Here is a 16,519-nt window from a genome sequence, read left to right as displayed (position 1 = left end):
TCCACCCCCTAACGCAGGAATTGCCCGTTTAAATAACATATTTTTGTAGGAGAATAAATGAATATTTTAGAAGGAAAACTGGTTTCTGAAGGAAATCCAAAAATTGCAATTGTTGCAGCCCGCTTTAACGAATTTATCGTAAGCAAATTGATTGAAGGAGCACGTGACGGACTTTTACGCCACGATGTAAAAGAAGAAAACATTGATTTGTGCTGGGTTCCAGGAAGCTTTGAAATTCCTGTAGCGGCAAAACACCTTGCAGAAAGCAAAAAATATGACGCAGTAATCTGTCTTGGTGCGGTAATCCGCGGAGCTACGAGCCATTACGACTACGTTTGTGCAGAAGTTTCAAAGGGTATTGCTCAGGTTTCTCTTAATACAGGTTTACCGGTAATGTTTGGAATTTTAACAACAGATACAATTCAGCAGGCGATTGAGCGTGCAGGCACAAAAGCCGGAAATAAAGGCTATGACTGCGCATTGGGCGCTCTTGAAATGATAAATCTTTTTAAGAAAATTTAATTTGCGGCAGGGATTGGAGCAGCGCGCAGCGTTGCCGGATTTTCTGCGGAAAATCCGACAATGAAGGCGAAAGCCGGAACTGCGCAAAGCCCGACGGCAACTTGTTGCCGTGCCGCCCGAAATAAAAATTAGTTTTCGAGTTCCTGGATTATTTTTTGGAGTTCCAGGCCGGCATTTTTTATTTCTTCGGGCAACTGCTCTAAACGCAAGCTGCTGTCGGTGAATTTTAGTTCGTGTTCGAGAGAAGGCAGGATTTTTTCTTCGAGTTCGGTTTTTCGCTGGCGGAGGAGCGTTATTTTTTTTGGCGGGCGGCCGCCTTTTTTTCCGTTTTGCCGGCTGCTTAGTTTTTTGGCGACGCTTTTTGATTTTCCGTTGTAGGCGTAGAGCGAGTTGAACCAGAATTCCAGTTTTGTCAGGTTTTGGGCGAGATTAAAACTGATTTCGTCTATTTCGCGGCTGTTTTTTTCTTCGAGTTCGGGTGCTTGAGATTTTAGGTTTTCGATTCTTTTTTGTAAACTGCCAAGTTCTTGAAAAATGGAACGGATTTCCTGTGTTTTTTTGCTCATTTTTTCAATATAACCTATGGCTTTAGGTTTTTCAAGTTTTTTGGTTTTTATTTTTCCTGAAGATATTCTTGAGTTGTCATCATTTTTAGGTGCAGAGGAGAAAGGCCGGAGAATGTCAGTTTGACGGCGTCTTCTTTTGGTTTGTCGAGTCCGCTTGTTCCGTCCGTCAAATAAACTGTGTAAATTCCTTCGTCAATTAAGGCAAAAACGGTGGACAAAACGCAGCATTCGGCAACAACTCCGCCAATAACGACGCGTCCTGCTTTTTTGCAGGCTTCTAAAACTTCTGGAATTGCAAGCGAAGAATAGACGCTTTTTGTATAAAGAGGAAATTTTTTTAAGGAAGGTTCAAATTCTTTTAACATTTGGTTTGCGTAAAAGTCTGAATTTACATCGCTGTACTTTTTGTTGTAGTCTGCCCAAACGCCTTTTGGAGAAGTTTCGTTTGCTATAAAACGTGTAAAAATTACGTTTTTTAGTCCGTGGGCAATAATTTTTTGGAGGTTTTGAGCCGCTCCTTCGGTGTCAAGGCATTCCCATTTTCCGCCACGGGCATAAACATTTTGCATATCGACTATCAAAAGTAAATCGTCTTTTTTCAATTCAAACTCCTGTCAAAACCCTCAAAAAACAGATTTTTGTCTGTTTACATGTCGGCTGTTTCTTTTTTGTAAATGATTGCAAAATAAACGATTTCAAAAACCGCGGTAACCGCCCAGCTGAACGGATAAAGCAAAAAGAGGCTTTCGACTGTTCTGAAATGTGCAAAAATCGTAAAAACCCAGATTACGCGCAAAACACAAGAACCTATAAAAACCATAACTGAAGGCACTAAAGTTTTGCGGAGTCCTCGGCTTGCGGCAATTGTTCCGTCCATAAAGGCAGAAATTCCAAAACTAAAAGTCATAATTTTGAATTTTTGCATTGCATAGTCGACAACGGTCTGGTCTTTTGTAAAGAGTGATAAAAATTCCTGTCCAAAGGCAAAGAGAACGCCTCCAAGCACAAAGCCTGCAATGGCAGCGTAACCCATGCTTATAAAATATGAATTAAGAATTCGCTTTTTTTTGTGCGCTCCGAGGTTTTGTCCGATAAAAGTTGCGCCGGCAGTGTAAAATGCGGACATAATGTTAAAAACGAGGTTGTCGCCATTCATTGTAGCGGCATTTCCGGCAACCATGGCAGCGTCAAAAGAGTTTACGGCTGCAACGATAAAAAGGTTTGCAATTGCAAAAATTGCGTTTTGAAGGCCTGCTGGTACGCCGATTTTGATTATCTGTAAAATTTTGTAACTAGAAATCTGTCTGTACTTAAAATCAAAATTGTTTTTTGACAGAACTTTGTAGATTTTCCATAAAGTAAGAATACAAGAAATGTACTGCGCAATTACGGTTGCAACGCCAACTCCAATAACTGAAAGTTTAAAAGCAATTACGAGCAGCAAATCGAGAAAAACGTTGACAATTCCTGCCGCAATCAGGTAGAGAAGGGGAGAGCGGGTGTCGCCCTGGGCGCTTAAAATGGCATTTCCAAAATTGTACATTGCCATTGCCGGCATACAGAGCATATAAATTTTAAAATAAACGACCGCATCGTGCAATAGTTCTGGTTTGGTGTTTAAAAGTTTGAGAATTCCTGTGGCAGAAAATATACCGGCAACCAAAAGCAAAATTCCAATGCAAAAACATGCGACGGCAGACGCTCTGACTGTAACTTCAAAATCTTTATAATTTTTTTGACCAACGCAGATTGCCGCCAAAACGTTTACTCCGCCGCCAAGTCCGGTTAAAATTCCCGAACAAAAAAAGACCATTTGTCCGGTAGAACCAACAGAACCCAAAGGCAGGTAACCGGCAAAACGTCCTACGACTGCCGTGTCCGTCATATTGAATAAAATTTGGAGAACATTTGTAATTACAAGAGGCACGCTAAAGATAAAAATCTTTTTAAAAAGCGAACCCTGGGTCATATCCATTTCAATGCTTTTCATTTTTTGCTCAATTAAAGTGATGAATTCGCAATAGTGTATCATAAAAGCAAACTTTGTAAATCTGAAAAAACGATAAAAGTCTTCTATTATATAAAGTTTTATTTTTGAATTGTAAACCAAATATTTTTAACAAGCGGTTTACAATACTTTTCAAATGTTTTACAATCTCAGCCATATCAAATTAAAGGTAAAAAAAATGGCTGAAACAGAAAATTTATTTGATGTATTTGCCCTTGCTGAAGAAATTGGTGACGGAAAAAGGCTTTTGAGAACAGACAATCTCTCATTCTTTAAAAACTGCAATCTTCAAAAACTGACAGAAGGTGCGGACTTAATCAGAAAAAAATATTCAGGAAACCGCGTTGACTTGTGTTCGATTATTAACGGACGGAGCGGACATTGCTCGGAAAACTGCAAATTTTGCGCACAGAGTTCGTTTAATCATACTTCCTGCGAAGTTTATCCTTTTCTTGACGAAGAAAAAATTATAAGCGAGGCAGAAAAAAATCAAAACGCCGGAGTAAATCGTTTTGCAATTGTTTGCGCCGGAAAATCTGTAAGCGGAAATGATTTTGAAAAAGCTCTTTCGGTTTATAAAAAAATGCACTCGCAGTTAAAAATCAATTTGTGCGCTTCAATGGGATTTTTGAGTTCAGAACAGTTTCGTGCGCTTCGGGAAGCTGGAGTTACGAGCTATCATCACAATATTGAAACTTCAAAAAGAAATTTTCCGAACATCTGTACAACTCACACTTACGAAATGAAAATTGCGACAATAAAAGCTGCGCAAAAAGAGGGGCTGTGCGTTTGTTCTGGCGGAATTATTGGAATGGGAGAAACTTTTGAAGACCGCCTTGATATGGCAATTTCTCTTTCCGAACTTGGAATCAAATCTATTCCGATTAACGCTCTTATGCCGATTCCTGGAACTCCTTACGAAAATATAAAATCTCTTTCGGAAGATGAAATTCTTCGCACTATTGCAATGTTCCGTTATATAAATCCTCAGGCAAATATTCGCCTTGCGGCAGGAAGAAAACTTCTTAGCAATTCGGGAGAAAAAGCGTTCAATTCTGGAGCAAGCGCTTCGATTACAGGAGATATGCTTACAACTTGCGGAACAACAATCGAAATTGACAAAAAACTTCTTGCTTCTCTTGGAAGGAGTTTTGAGCCAAATACCGAAAATTGATGTTCCTGCGACTGCGGAAAAAGCTGCGGTTGTTAAGAAAACGCTTTTTAAAATCGTCTTTTATGTGAATACGGAATTTAAAAATGATTGAATTTAAAAATGTTTCATTCAGTTATTTGAGCACGGACAATAAAAAAATTGACGTGCTCGATAATATGAATTTTAAAATCGAAGATGGAAGTTTTGTGGCAATTGCTGGAGAGAACGGTTCTGGAAAATCAACTGCGGCAAAACTGATGAATGTGCTTTTAACTCCGTCTTCGGGAAGCATTTTTATCGACGGACTTGAAACTTCTAAAAAAGAAAATCTCGCCAAAATCCGACGAATTGAAGGATTTGTTTTTCAAAATCCAGACACCCAGCTTTTAAACAGTTTTGTTGAAGAAGAAGTTGCCTTTATGTCCGAAAATTTGGGTTTTGAAGCTGATAAAATCGAAGAAAATGTTATAAATGCGCTGAAAGACTGCGGCATTGAAGAAATTCGGCATTCGCAGATTCAAACATTGCCGGCTGGAAAAAAACAGCTTGTTGCAATAGCCGCCGCAATCGCTTCTCAACCAAAAATTATGATTTTTGACGAGCCGACGGCTTTTCTTGACGAAACAGAAAGAAAAACCGTTCTCGAACTTATAAAAAAAATTCATTCAGAAAAAAAAATCACGGTCATACTTATAACTCATCACCCGGACGAAGCGGAACTCGCGGACTTTATTTTGCAGATCGAAAAAGGAAAAATCGTCTTTGATTCAAATTATTTTTCTGACGAAAATAAAAGTTCAATCAGCGAATTTAAAGAACGTTTTTTGCCATATAAGACAATTTTTATGGAAAATAGAAAAATTCAGGAAAATGAAAATTCTCAAGACGAACTTTGCCTTAAGGTGCAGGACGTTTCTGGAATTTCATTTGAACTTAAAAAAGGCGAAACTGTTTTTATTGAAGGAAATTCCGGATGTGGAAAGTCGGCGCTTCTCAAAACTATAAAAGGTTTTTTAATTCCGGACAGAGGCGAAGTAGTTTATAAAGGAAAAAACATCAATTCAAAAAAATTTGACAGGCGGAATTATTTTCTAAAAACGGGAATTTGCTTTCAGGTGGCGGAACAAAATCTTTTTGCAGAAACTGTTTTGGACGATGTTTCTTACGGACTTAAAAATCTGGGTTTTGATGAAAATTCTGCAATTAAAAAATCCAAAGAAATGCTTTTGCGTCTCAATTTTCCAGAAAAATTATTTTCTGTTTCGCCAAACTGTCTTTCTGGCGGACAAAAACGCGTAGTGGCGATTGCAGGAATTCTTGTAATGGAACCGGAAATTCTTCTGCTTGATGAATCGGACGCCGGACTGGATTATAAATTTGTCAACGCAATTACAGAAACGGTTTCTTTTATGCAAAAAACAAACGGAATGTGCTGCGTTATTGCCACAAATTCAAGGCAAAACAAAAATCAAAGGTTGTAGCATGAAGAGCAAAAATAACGTCATAGGAGTTTATTACAAGACGGATTCTTTTGTTCATTCTTTGGATCCGAGAATTAAATTATCTGCGCTTTTGTTTTATTCGATTGCATCAATCTGTCTAAAAGTTAATTCGCCTTTAATTCAGGTCGCGCTTTTTTGTTCTGTTTATTTTTTTTGCGCTCATAAGTTCAAAAATTCCGCTCTCAGTCGCCTTTGGCGGATTCAGGCAAATTGCGATTCTTATTTTTGTGCTTGTTTTTTTTAATTTGTTTATTTCTGACGGAAATGTTCTGCTTGAAATTTGGAAAATCAAAATAACCGATTTAGGCTTAAAAACCGCTCTTATAAACGCAATCCGCTTTTTGCTTTTGTATTTTGGCGGAATGCTTATTTCTTACACGACAACGCCCGGAGAAATGATGAAGGCGATTTCTTCTTTTGTTTCTCCGTTAAAAAAATTTTCTTTTCCGGCGGATGATTTTGTGACGGTTTTGCTGCTTGCCTTAAGATTTATTCCTGTAATTTCCGGAGAATATAATTCAATCTGTTTGGCTCAAAAATCTCGTGGAGCGCGGCTTGAAGACAAAAATCCGCTCAAAAGGGTAATGGCTTATACAGAAGTTTTTATTCCGCTTATAGTTTCGTCCTTTAGAAAGGCTGATGAAATTTCGCAGTCACTTGAATCGCGATGTTACGGACTTGGCGAAAAAAGAACCTGTCTACGAAAACTCAGGCTCAAAAATTCTGAAAAATTGTTTTTTGTTATATACACAATTTACATTTTAATAATTTTCATTATGGGAGTAAAAAAATGAAATCAAATGTTAGAAATCTTGTCTATGTGGCGCTTTTTATCGTTCTTATTACAATCGGAGCAAAAGTTGTAATTCCAATTCCAGTTTGTCCTTTTACGCTTCAACTTTTGTTTACGACGCTCGCAGGACTTGTGCTTGGTCCAGTTTACGGCGGAATTTCGGTTCTCTGCTATATTATGCTCGGTCTTATCGGAGTTCCGGTTTTTGCAACTGGCGGCGGTTTTGGATATGTTCTTCAGCCGACATTTGGCTATCTTGTCGGTTTTGCGGCCGGAGCATTTTTGACAGGACTTATTGCCGGAAAAAACATGGAATCTTGCTCTTTTTTAAGACTTTTGGCTGCAAATTTTGCAGGACTTTTGGTCGTATATTTGATGGGAATTGTTTATTTTTGGCTTATCAAAACTTTTTATATTGGAAATCCAATTGGATTTAAAGCGCTGATTCTTTACTGTTTTGTGCTTGCAGTTCCAGGAGACATTGTTCTTTGCGTTGTTGCAGCGATTCTTTCAAAAAAACTTCTTCCGATTCTAAAAGCAAACGGTCTTATCGAAAGCGAGGCTCAAAAATGAGCAAAAAACTTTTCGTAACAGGAACGGGAACCGATGTTGGAAAAACCTATATTTCCGCTCTTTTGTTAAAAAAAATGAACGAATATAAGTTAAATTGCGCATATTTTAAAGCCGCAATGAGCGGAAATGTCCGTGACAAAGACGGAAATCTGGTTCCAGGCGATGCGGAATTCGTAAAGAAAATTTCAGGAATTGAGCAGCCTGTCAGCAAAATGTGCCCTTATGTTTACGAAAATGCGTATTCTCCCCATCTTGCTTCAAGAATCGAAGGAAATCCTGTCGATTTTTATGTCGTAAGCGAATGGTTTGACAAAACCTGCTCAAATTACGATTTTGTTTTGATGGAAGGAAGCGGCGGAATAACCTGTCCGATTGATTTTGACAAAAAAGAACTTTATCTTGACGAAATTGTAAAGTCGCTCGGACTTTCTTCTGTAATAGTTGCGGATGCCGGACTTGGAACGATAAATTATGTTCTTCTGACAGTGAATTACATGAAATCAAAAAACCTTAAAATAAACGGTCTGATATTCAATCATTATCATCCAGGAAACGTAATGGAAGAAGACAATATTTTTATGTGCGAACATCTTACGGGTATAAAAACGGTTGCAAAAGTAAAAGACGGCGACAATTCAATCGAAATAACAAAAGAAAACCTGATTTCGCTTTTTGAATAAAAATACAGATTTTTTATAGGAAAATAAAATGAACGAACAAGAATTTGAAAAAATGAAAAATCAGAGAATTTGGTATCCTTATGCGCAGATGAAGCACATGAAAACTCCGTATCACATTGTTGACGCAAATGGCGTATATCTTTATACGGACGACAATAAAATGATTGACTCAATTTCCTCTTGGTGGTGCATGATTCACGGTTATAAAAATCCAGAAATTACGGATGCAATAAAAGCTCAGGCAGAAAAATTCTCTCATGTTATGCTGTGCAATCTTTCGCACGACGGAGCCGTGGAATTCGCCGAAAAACTTGCTGATTTTCTTCCAGGAACATTGAACCATGTATTTTTTTCTGATTCTGGCAGCGTTTCTGTCGAAGTGGCGCTCAAAATAGCAATGCAATATTATATAAACAAAAAACAGCGCCGCGAAAAAGTTCTTTCTTTGAAAAATTCGTATCACGGAGATACATTCAAAACAATGGAAGTAGGCGATTCGAGCGAATATCATTTCGCCTTTAAACAAAAGACAAATGTCGATCACATAAACACGAATATTGAAGAGCTTGAAGATGCATTTAAAAATCACGGCGAAGAATATTATTGCATGATTGTCGAACCGCTTTTGCAGGGAGCTGGCGGAATGAAAATGTATGATATTTCTTTTTTAAAGCGGGCAAGAGAGCTTTGCGACGAATATGGCGTTCTTTTAATTTTTGATGAAGTTGCGACAGGTTTTGGACGAACAGGCAACCGTTTTGTTTCGGATTTAGTTCTTCCAGATATAGTTTGTCTTGGAAAAGCCCTTACCGGCGGATATATCGGACATGCGGCAACAGTTGCGTCAGATAAAGTTTACGAAGCGTTTTATTCCGATGAAAGCGGAAAAGCATTGATGCATGGACCAACTTTTATGGGAAATGCCTTGGCAATGACCGCAGGAATAAAATCACTAGAAATTTTCAAACGTGAAAATTGCATGAAAAAAATTTCCCATATTGAGGAATTCTCAAAAAAACTATTGTCCGGCTATAAAAATCCAAAAATAAAAGAAATCAGAATAATGGGCGGCTGCATTGCAGTGGAAGCAAATAATCCTGCAGATTTGACAGGCTATCAGGACTTTGCCTATAAAAATGGAATATTCGCAAGACCTTTTTCAAACATCATGTACGCAATGGTTCCATATATAATAACCGATACAGAACTGACACAAGTAATAGAAACAATGAAAGCCTGGTGGAATAAACAATAGCAGAATAAAAAAAGTATCATAGTAGAAAAATATGATTTTTTGCTATGATACATTTGACTTCTTGTAATGTGTATTCTGTCTATCATAAAATAAAACTTGCATGGTTAGGAACAATAATCTGTCCAAGAAAAAACATAAAAACGTAGTATAATTATTTTTATGAAGTTTTTATGTCTACTTGGTAAGATATAAAGAAAACGCCTTAAATGAATATAAATTAGCTCAAAAATTATTTCCTGTTTTTGTAAACAGCGAGAAGCAACATCTAATGAGAGTTATGAGTTTCGATTCTTCCTTAATTACATACGCGGTTTCACTTCACTTTTCGCAAAACTTGTAGGAGAATTCTCAAAAACTCAAAAATCAGGCATTATTCAATTCACCGAAATTGGAAACTTCAACAACAAAGTTCTTTTCTTAAAACCTGAGAAAGATGAATTTTTGTCTGAAATAAATAAAAAATTACACGAGCTTATTCTTCCAAAATTTGAAAAAGGCGAAAACGGATATTATACGCCTGAAAATTGGGTTTCTCACACTACCCTCGCCACAAGATTAAAACAAAAACAGCATACTGAAATTTTAAACATTGCCAGTAAAATTAAATTACCTTTAGAATCAAATATCTCCGAAGTCGCAGTTTATCAATGCTCGCCATTTGCAGAATTGAAACGTTTTGACCTTAAAGGCTAAAAATCACCATTCTCCGTTCATCTCGTCTATAGAATCCCGATCGCCCATATCCGCATTGTCCGCAACTTGAGAATAATACGAGCAATAATCCTGTGCAGGATCGTCAGAAAAATAATCCCGTTTTCCCTTTGCTGATCTGATTTCAAAATCTGCATAATCTGAACGTTCATCGTCAAAATCTTCGTCGTCGTAATCGTGTCCATAATTATGATATTGTCTTGGCGACTGTCCTTTTGTTCCGATACATGCGCAAACTATAAAAAAAATGATACAAAAAAATATAAATCCTATAATAATTCCCATTTTCGTCCTCCAATAAAAAGTCAAGATTAAAACTTCAGTTTTAGGATTAACTTTTTAAGTTATTTCGCAACGAAGTGAGTAACAACAGATGATCTGATTTACATTATAAACCGCAAGAATGACAAGGAATATCGCTGTAATTTTTTGACTGAGATTTTTTAAATTAAAAATAAATTTTTTTCCCGAGCCAGACTCCAGCTATACAGCCTGCCACGCTCAAAAAAACATACAGCCCGCAAAGTCCGTAATTTTTGGTCATAAAAAGGTTATAGGCTTCGAGACTGAATGTTGAAAATGTTGTAAATCCGCCACAAACTCCTGTTTTTAGAAAAAGTATTGCGTTTTTTGAAACATTTTTGTTTTCTGCGATTCCAACGACAAACCCAATGAGAACCGCACCTAAAAAATTTGTAACAAGCGTCAGAACCGGGAATTGTGTTTTGACAGGAATAAGGCTAATGGCATATCGGCCGCAGGCACCTGCGGCTCCGCCTAAGGCTACGAAAAAAAAGTTCATTTTTTTAAGCCGATTTTAATGTTCAGCCATTGGATGGTCTTCCAACTTGCCTTTATGCGAAAGATTGACCGCTCTGTTTAAATAATGGAAAATAATAAAAATTACCCATACAAAAATCAGACAGAATGCCATAAGACAAATTGCCGCAAGATCCTTCATAAAATATGAAATAATAATTGCAAGTGTAACAGTTGCCTGAATTAACAGCAAAAACAAAATTGCCGCATTTTTTGAAAAACCAATATTCAAAAGTTTGTGATGAATATGTGCCCTGTCAGGACTAAAAATCTTTCTGTGCTCACGCAATCGTCTCCAAACCGCAGCAATTACGTCTGTCAACGGAATTGAGCACATAAGAACCATCATTGGAATTTCACGGAAATTAAACCTTGGATTGTCAAAAAAGAAAAATGGAGAAACGGCAATCAAATATCCCAAAGTTTGACTTCCGCCATCGCCCAAAAATATCTTTGCATTTGGCTTGTTCCAATACATAAATCCGAGCAAAGAAGCGCAGAGCATAAAATAAATAAGGCTCATGCCGTTATGTGCTTTAAAAAGCATAAAACCTATTGAAAAACAGGCAAAAAATGAGATTCCTGAGCAAACACAGTCCATTCCGTCAATCAGGTTATAAGCATTTACAATTGAAATAATCCAGAAAAAAGTAAGAATTTCGCCGACAAAAGGCGGAAATTTCCAATATAAAAATGTTGTAAAATGATAAGGACTTACGCTCACAATTAAAGCTGCACAAATCTGCATTAAAAACTTTAATTTTGCGCGCATATTAAAAATGTCGTCCAAAATTCCAAAAATAAGAATAATTGCAAAACCTATGAATAAAGGCCAATAAGAACTAAGCACGACGATTTTAAAAACAAAACGGACAAAAAACCAGACAATTAAAAGAGAGGCAAAAACTGCAATTCCGCCAAGACGAGGAATGTTTCCCGTATGAATTTTGCGCGGATCAACTTCATCATAAAGACTTAATCTCTTGCAAATTTTAATAATCAGCGGACAAAAAACTAGAGACAATACAAATGTGCCAAGAATGGCTAAAAGCATGCTAAACTCCTCCAAAATACACACTATGAGCCTATGAGCCTATGAGCCTATGAGCCTATGAGCCTATGAGCCTATGATAAATTTTCAAACTGTTTTTTGCAATATTAAGTTTGAAATTTTATCAAAAAAAACTACTTTTGTAGATTTTGTAACTAAAATTTATAAATATTGCTTTTCGTCCTGCCCTTCAACGCCTGCAAACAGTTCCACAAGGTTTTTTGCCGGGCTGTTGTTTATTTTTTGCAGAAGAACTTCCTCAATTTGAAAGAATCCAACGTCAGCGCTCATATGCACTTCGATTTTTATTGGTTTTTCTTTACCTTGAAGAATTTTTACTTTTTCGATTGAATTTGCAGAATATTTGTGAATATCGCCAACAGACGGTTTTGAATTCATTTCCATAGGAATTCGGGCGCGTCCTTTTGTCATGTCGCAACCATCGGCAATAAGAATAAGCCCTGCTTCTATAGAATGAATTTTTCTTGTTCCCATGTGACCAAGGATTCCTTCAAGCGCCATAGAACGGATTATAACCCGCCGGTTCAGGTCTTTTGATTCTGGAAGCACAGTTTTTAAAATTCTTTCTATCATGTTGAATGCAAGAATTCCTGAATAAAGCTCATGATCCTGTCTGCCAATCGTCATTCCAAAATCGTGAAAAAAACTTGCAATTACAACCGCTGTTACGCTGTCAGAAAAACTTCCGGCATTTTCGTTTTCGAGGCTGGTTTTTATGCCGCAAGTGTAGAGAATTTTAAGCATTTTAAGCGCATTCCGGCAGACTGTGCGCATATGAACAGGTCCATGGTCGTTAAAGCCAAGTCGAACTATCGAAACAGTATTTGCATAATCCTGAATCGCCTGCACTTCTTCATCGTTGATTAAAATTTCGATTACTTTGAGCGGAAGCTCGTCTTTTTCTGGCGTAAGTTCAATTATTTCTTTTGCAAGCTGAACCAATTTTTGGTCAACCGACATTTCTTTTACAGATTTCATAATGCCATTATAACATTAAAAAAGGTTAAAATTTCATTTGTATGAAATTTTAACCTTTTTTTAAACAAAAACTAATATTTTTTGGTCAATTTTTGCGGCAGGGATTGGAGTACCGCCGAAGGCGTCGTTTTGCAAAGCAAAACGATGGAGCGCGAAGACGCGGAAGTACGTAAAGCCCGGTTTTAGACTGTCGCAAGACTGTCTAAAAGCCGCCCGAATACAAAAATTACAGATAATCTGCCAGGTCGTAAATCAGTTTTTCGGTTTTTTCCCAGCCAAGACACGGATCGGTAATTGATTTTCCGTAAACTCCGTCGCCAATTGCCTGCGCGCCGTCTTCGAGATAACTTTCAATCATAAGGCCTTTTACGATTTTTTTTATGTCTTCAGACGAATGGCAGCTATGGATTACATCTTTTGAAATTCTTATCTGTTCAAGATATTTTTTGCCGGAATTTGAATGGTTGCAGTCTACGATTACGGCAGGATTTTGAAGTTTTGATTCGGCATAAGCGTCAATCAGCGCACGCAAATCCTCGTAATGATAGTTTGCATGAGCCCGGCCGTAAGCATCCACATATCCGCGCAAAATTGCATGTGCGAGAGGATTTCCGTCTGTCGTTACTTCCCAGCCACGGTACAAGAATTTTTGATGCGCCTGAGCGGCTGTGATTGAATTCATCATTACGGAAATGTCGCCAGAAGTTGGATTTTTCATTCCGACAGGAATTCCAACACCACTTCCGACAATTCTGTGCAGCTGGTCTTCGACTGAACGAGCGCCAACTGCAACGTAAGCGAGCAAGTCAGAAAGATAACGGTGGTTTTCTGGATAGAGCATCTCTTCGGCGCAGGTAAAGCCTGTTTCTTTTACGACGCGTGTATGCATTTCGCGGATTGCAATGATTCCTGCAAGCATATCTTCGCCTTTTGTCGGGTCAGGCTGATGCAACATGCCTTTATAGCCAGTTCCTTTTGTGCGCGGTTTGTTTGTGTATACGCGTGGAATAATAAAAATCTTATCCTTAACCTTTTCCTGAACTTTTACCATGCGGTTCATGTAGTCGAGAACGGCAGTTTCGTTGTCGGCAGAACATGGACCGATAATCAGCAAAAAGCGGTCGTCCTTGCCTTCAAAAATATTTTTTATAATCTGATCGCGTTCTTCTTTAATTTTTGTAACTTCTTCTCCGAGCGGAAACTGTTTTTTTAATTCAGCCGGAACTGGAAGTTTGCGAACAAAGTTCATCTGCATATCCATAAAATTTTCCTCCGCAAAAATCCGCACAAATCTGGCAGATTCTTTCGTTTCTATTTATAGTAATTATAACAAAACGGCTATAAAAAATAAAGTAAATTTATAAGCGCGTTAAAATCTTTTTGAGCGCATTTTGCTGTGTAAGAGAAGAGGCCAAATGCGCTTTTTGCACACTAAAACTTACTGAACACATGCATTTTTACAAACTTTTGTTCAGATAATCCAGCGAATACTGCAATGCCAGGGCAGCGGCATACGCCAGACTTTCTTTTGCCAAGTCGAAATGTTCGTTGTGATGCGGCCAGCTGTTTTTTTCGTTGTCGGAAGAGCCTACGTGGACATATGTTCCAGGAGCTTTTCTTGAATAATCTGCAAAATTGTCCGAACCAAAACGTTTTTCCAAGTCTGTAATTACATTTTCTGGCGCTGTGATTTTTTTTGCCGATTCTACAACTTCTTCTGCTGTTTCTTTTGGGTTTGTGCAAGGATCGCAAATATCTTCAATCTCGACTTCTGCTCTGCCCCCAAATTCTTCTGCCGTATTTTTTGCGATTTTTTCAACTTTTTCTGCAAGTTTTTTTCGGCTGTCTGCGCTAAAAGTGCGGATTGTTCCTTCAATTTCGGCTTCACCGGCAATTATGTTGTACGTTGTTCCAGAATGAACAGAACCGATTCCCAAAATCGCTCCTTCAACCGGCGAAATCACTCTCGAAACAACAGTATGAAGTTTTGCAACGATTAAACTTGCAATAAAAACAGAATCCACTCCGTCCTGAGGTCTTGTAATATGAGCCGCTTTTCCGTGAATTTTGATTTTTATCCGGTCGCAACTCGCCATGTCCGCTCCAGTTTTTACGCCGATTTTTCCAACTTCCATTCCCGCCTGAAAGTGAATTCCAAAAGTCCTGTCAACCTTGTCCAAAACACCTGCTTCAATAATCTGGCGGGCGCCTTTGCCAATTTCTTCCGCAGCCTGAAAGCACAAAATAACTTTTCCAAAAAAATCCGCCTTGTGGCTTAATAAAAGTTTTGCCGTTCCAAGAAGATAAGCCGCATGGCCGTCGTGTCCACAGGCGTGCATAATTCCAGGATTTTGGCTCTTATATGGAACATTATTTGCTTCCTGAACAGGAAGAGCGTCTATGTCTGCCCTCAAAAAAAGAGTTTTGCCGGGACGTCCGCTGTCAATTTCGGCGATTACGTTTGTCTGGCCAACCCTGTAAGGAGATAAACCTAAAGCTTTAAGTTCCTGTTCGATTCTGTTGCAAGTTTCAAATTCTTTAAGGCCAAGTTCCGGATGAGAATGAAAATAGCAACGCTGTTCCCACATGTATTCCAAAAGATTTTTTGCTTCTATAAAGGATGATGAATTATTTTCTGACGTTGCAGAATTTTCTTTTGCCGATAAATTGTTCATTTTTTGCCTCCTATAAAGCTTGCAACGCAAACTTGTAAACACTCCGCTTTATCCGTTTATGCAAAAAAATATTTTTTATATTTTTTTTCTGCATAACCTATTGACATACTAGGTTTTTTTGATGTATTTGTTATACATCGCTTTTACCTAGTTAGTCAATAGGTTTTAGGGAAGTAAAAAAGTGCTAGGGTATGGAACCGCGCCGAAGGCGGCCACTGGACTGAGCAGAGCGAAGGAAGCGGCTGGAGCGAAAGCGCAACGTTGGAACACCCGGCCTGAGCAAGGCGAAGGAAGCACCCAAAAAAATGCAACTCACAGGAGGTTTTTATGAGAGTTACAAAATTATTTTTATTAACAACTTTAATTATTTCTGGAGCGGCATTGATGGGCTGCACAAAAAAGGCTGAGTCCAACAAAAATGCGGATCCGGCAAAAAAAACGCTCACTTACAGCCGTTCGCAAGGACCTTACACCGTGCTTTTTGAAAACGCAATCAAACCGATTCTGGAAGAAAAAGGCTACAGCTTAAAAGGCTACGACTATTCTGAACTTGCTTTGGCGGACGATGCTGTAAATGGCGGCGATGTTGATTTTAACGTTGAACAGCACACAGCTTACGCTCAAAACTACAACAAAGGAAACAACGGACATCTTGTTCCGATTACACCGATTCCGACAGTTCCGGCAAGCATGTTTTCGAGCCATTACAAATCGGCGGACGAAATTAAGAATATTAAAAAACCGAAAGTTGCCGTTCCAAACGACCCGGCAAACACAGCCCGGGCTTATGTTCTGCTTCAGAAAATCGGCTGGATTACTTTGCGCGAAAATGTAAATCTTTCGACGGTCACAAGCGAAGATATTGCGTCAAATCCGTACAACATTCAGTTTACCGAAATGAAAAGCCTGAACATTCCTCAGGTTCAGGACGATTTTGACTTTGTAATAATCACGGGTTCAATCGTTTACAATGCCGGAATTGACGCCAGCACAGCTCTCGCAAAGGAAGATGTTCTTCCACACTTGATTTTGCAGGTTGTTGTCCGCGAAGACAATGTAAACTCCCAGTGGGCAAAGGACTTAGTTGCCGCCTACCACAGCGCAGAATTTAAAGCTTATCTCGAAAAAACAAATTACGAAAACGGACTTTTCTGGGTTCCAAAAGAATACGAATTCAATTAAAATTTGCAAAAGTTAAGGGCGTTACCGCCG

The 16,519-nt window shown here is 38.3% G+C and carries 18 protein-coding genes; 9 read left to right on the top strand and 9 right to left on the bottom strand.

Going from position 1 to position 16,519, the window contains the following annotated elements; genetic code table 11:
* Positions 1-57: 57 nt before the first annotated feature.
* Positions 58-522: a 6,7-dimethyl-8-ribityllumazine synthase gene (ribH, locus tag B5D47_RS09960; protein WP_078931695.1), complete on the top strand. Its 465-nt coding sequence runs from the start codon at positions 58-60 to the stop codon at positions 520-522.
* A gap of 128 nt (positions 523-650) precedes the next feature.
* Here ribH and B5D47_RS09955 read toward each other — a convergent pair whose 3' ends face one another.
* The 3 genes from B5D47_RS09955 to B5D47_RS09945 are packed head-to-tail and all read right to left on the bottom strand — an operon-like array spanning position 651 to position 3,078.
* A complete protein-coding gene (locus B5D47_RS09955; RefSeq protein WP_078931694.1) occupies positions 651-1,088 on the bottom strand; it encodes a hypothetical protein in 438 nt (145 codons plus the stop codon).
* 47 nt (positions 1,089-1,135) lie between these two features.
* Positions 1,136-1,690, bottom strand: a complete 555-nt coding sequence (locus B5D47_RS09950) for a cysteine hydrolase family protein (protein WP_078931693.1) — start codon at positions 1,688-1,690, stop codon at positions 1,136-1,138.
* A 44-nt stretch (positions 1,691-1,734) separates the two neighbouring features.
* The gene (locus B5D47_RS09945; protein WP_078931714.1) at positions 1,735-3,078 is read right to left on the bottom strand and encodes an MATE family efflux transporter; all 1,344 of its coding nucleotides are present in this window, start codon (positions 3,076-3,078) and stop codon (positions 1,735-1,737) included.
* Positions 3,079-3,274: 196 nt separating this feature from the next.
* Between B5D47_RS09945 and bioB the strand changes: the two genes are divergently transcribed.
* The 7 genes from bioB (at position 3,275) to B5D47_RS11875 (ending at position 9,745) form a co-directional block, all read left to right on the top strand.
* The gene (gene bioB / locus B5D47_RS09940; RefSeq protein ID WP_078931713.1) at positions 3,275-4,270 is read left to right on the top strand and encodes a biotin synthase BioB; all 996 of its coding nucleotides are present in this window, start codon (positions 3,275-3,277) and stop codon (positions 4,268-4,270) included.
* An 83-nt stretch (positions 4,271-4,353) separates the two neighbouring features.
* Positions 4,354-5,730, top strand: coding sequence for an ABC transporter ATP-binding protein (locus tag B5D47_RS09935; protein ID WP_078931692.1), 1,377 nt, complete (start codon positions 4,354-4,356; stop codon positions 5,728-5,730).
* A 161-nt stretch (positions 5,731-5,891) separates the two neighbouring features.
* Complete coding sequence (locus B5D47_RS09925) at positions 5,892-6,545, top strand: energy-coupling factor transporter transmembrane component T family protein (RefSeq protein ID WP_078931690.1); 654 nt, start codon at positions 5,892-5,894, stop codon at positions 6,543-6,545.
* Positions 6,542-7,117, top strand: a complete 576-nt coding sequence (locus tag B5D47_RS09920) for a biotin transporter BioY (RefSeq protein WP_078931689.1) — start codon at positions 6,542-6,544, stop codon at positions 7,115-7,117. The genes B5D47_RS09925 and B5D47_RS09920 overlap by 4 nt, the downstream gene beginning before the upstream one ends.
* Entirely contained in the window at positions 7,114-7,797 is a 684-nt protein-coding gene (bioD, locus tag B5D47_RS09915; protein WP_078931688.1) for a dethiobiotin synthase, read from the top strand. Before B5D47_RS09920 ends, bioD begins: the two co-directional genes overlap by 4 nt.
* 28 nt (positions 7,798-7,825) lie before the next feature.
* A complete protein-coding gene (gene bioA / locus B5D47_RS09910) occupies positions 7,826-9,052 on the top strand; it encodes an adenosylmethionine--8-amino-7-oxononanoate transaminase (protein WP_234970013.1) in 1,227 nt (408 codons plus the stop codon).
* A gap of 216 nt (positions 9,053-9,268) precedes the next feature.
* Positions 9,269-9,745: a 2'-5' RNA ligase family protein gene (locus B5D47_RS11875; RefSeq protein ID WP_327192347.1), complete on the top strand. Its 477-nt coding sequence runs from the start codon at positions 9,269-9,271 to the stop codon at positions 9,743-9,745.
* A 3-nt stretch (positions 9,746-9,748) separates the two neighbouring features.
* Here B5D47_RS11875 and B5D47_RS09900 read toward each other — a convergent pair whose 3' ends face one another.
* The 6 genes from B5D47_RS09900 to B5D47_RS09875 form a co-directional block, all read right to left on the bottom strand.
* Positions 9,749-10,048, bottom strand: a complete 300-nt coding sequence (locus tag B5D47_RS09900) for a hypothetical protein (RefSeq protein ID WP_078931686.1) — start codon at positions 10,046-10,048, stop codon at positions 9,749-9,751.
* A 163-nt stretch (positions 10,049-10,211) separates the two neighbouring features.
* Positions 10,212-10,565 carry a fluoride efflux transporter CrcB gene (gene crcB / locus B5D47_RS09895; protein ID WP_078931685.1) on the bottom strand — a complete coding sequence of 118 codons (354 nt, stop codon included), beginning with the start codon at positions 10,563-10,565 and terminating at the stop codon, positions 10,212-10,214.
* 15 nt (positions 10,566-10,580) lie between these two features.
* The gene (locus B5D47_RS09890; RefSeq protein WP_078931684.1) at positions 10,581-11,636 is read right to left on the bottom strand and encodes a glycosyltransferase family 4 protein; all 1,056 of its coding nucleotides are present in this window, start codon (positions 11,634-11,636) and stop codon (positions 10,581-10,583) included.
* A gap of 159 nt (positions 11,637-11,795) precedes the next feature.
* Positions 11,796-12,632: a phosphohydrolase gene (locus tag B5D47_RS09885; RefSeq protein WP_078931683.1), complete on the bottom strand. Its 837-nt coding sequence runs from the start codon at positions 12,630-12,632 to the stop codon at positions 11,796-11,798.
* 226 nt (positions 12,633-12,858) lie between these two features.
* Positions 12,859-13,893 (bottom strand): 3-deoxy-7-phosphoheptulonate synthase, encoded by a 1,035-nt coding sequence (locus B5D47_RS09880; protein WP_078931682.1) that lies wholly within the window; start codon positions 13,891-13,893, stop codon positions 12,859-12,861.
* Positions 13,894-14,089: 196 nt separating this feature from the next.
* Positions 14,090-15,307 carry a M20 metallopeptidase family protein gene (locus B5D47_RS09875; RefSeq protein WP_078931681.1) on the bottom strand — a complete coding sequence of 406 codons (1,218 nt, stop codon included), beginning with the start codon at positions 15,305-15,307 and terminating at the stop codon, positions 14,090-14,092.
* Positions 15,308-15,634: 327 nt separating this feature from the next.
* Here B5D47_RS09875 and B5D47_RS09870 point away from each other — a divergent pair, with 327 nt between their 5' ends.
* The gene (locus B5D47_RS09870; protein WP_078931680.1) at positions 15,635-16,489 is read left to right on the top strand and encodes a MetQ/NlpA family ABC transporter substrate-binding protein; all 855 of its coding nucleotides are present in this window, start codon (positions 15,635-15,637) and stop codon (positions 16,487-16,489) included.
* Positions 16,490-16,519 lie beyond the last annotated feature (30 nt).

It is taken from the genome of Treponema berlinense, from assembly GCF_900167025.1.
Taxonomy (GTDB): Bacteria; Spirochaetota; Spirochaetia; order Treponematales; family Treponemataceae; genus Treponema_D; species Treponema_D berlinense.
This window is presented reverse-complemented; position numbering and strand designations above follow the sequence as displayed.

Bases quoted from the DNA above. Each gene is read 5' to 3' on its own strand.
- B5D47_RS09875 (WP_078931681.1), bottom strand. From the start codon at position 15,307: ATGAACAATTTATCGGCAAAAGAAAATTCTGCAACGTCAGAAAATAAT.
- B5D47_RS09885 (WP_078931683.1), bottom strand. From the start codon at position 12,632: ATGAAATCTGTAAAAGAAATGTCGGTTGACCAAAAATTGGTTCAGCTT.
- bioA (WP_234970013.1), top strand. From the start codon at position 7,826: ATGAACGAACAAGAATTTGAAAAAATGAAAAATCAGAGAATTTGGTAT.
- bioD (WP_078931688.1), top strand. From the start codon at position 7,114: ATGAGCAAAAAACTTTTCGTAACAGGAACGGGAACCGATGTTGGAAAA.
- ribH (WP_078931695.1), top strand. From the start codon at position 58: ATGAATATTTTAGAAGGAAAACTGGTTTCTGAAGGAAATCCAAAAATT.
- B5D47_RS09880 (WP_078931682.1), bottom strand. From the start codon at position 13,893: ATGGATATGCAGATGAACTTTGTTCGCAAACTTCCAGTTCCGGCTGAA.
- B5D47_RS09945 (WP_078931714.1), bottom strand. From the start codon at position 3,078: ATGAAAAGCATTGAAATGGATATGACCCAGGGTTCGCTTTTTAAAAAG.
- bioB (WP_078931713.1), top strand. From the start codon at position 3,275: ATGGCTGAAACAGAAAATTTATTTGATGTATTTGCCCTTGCTGAAGAA.
- B5D47_RS09935 (WP_078931692.1), top strand. From the start codon at position 4,354: ATGATTGAATTTAAAAATGTTTCATTCAGTTATTTGAGCACGGACAAT.
- B5D47_RS09890 (WP_078931684.1), bottom strand. From the start codon at position 11,636: ATGCTTTTAGCCATTCTTGGCACATTTGTATTGTCTCTAGTTTTTTGT.
- B5D47_RS09870 (WP_078931680.1), top strand. From the start codon at position 15,635: ATGAGAGTTACAAAATTATTTTTATTAACAACTTTAATTATTTCTGGA.
- B5D47_RS09920 (WP_078931689.1), top strand. From the start codon at position 6,542: ATGAAATCAAATGTTAGAAATCTTGTCTATGTGGCGCTTTTTATCGTT.
- B5D47_RS09900 (WP_078931686.1), bottom strand. From the start codon at position 10,048: ATGGGAATTATTATAGGATTTATATTTTTTTGTATCATTTTTTTTATA.
- crcB (WP_078931685.1), bottom strand. From the start codon at position 10,565: ATGAACTTTTTTTTCGTAGCCTTAGGCGGAGCCGCAGGTGCCTGCGGC.
- B5D47_RS09955 (WP_078931694.1), bottom strand. From the start codon at position 1,088: ATGAGCAAAAAAACACAGGAAATCCGTTCCATTTTTCAAGAACTTGGC.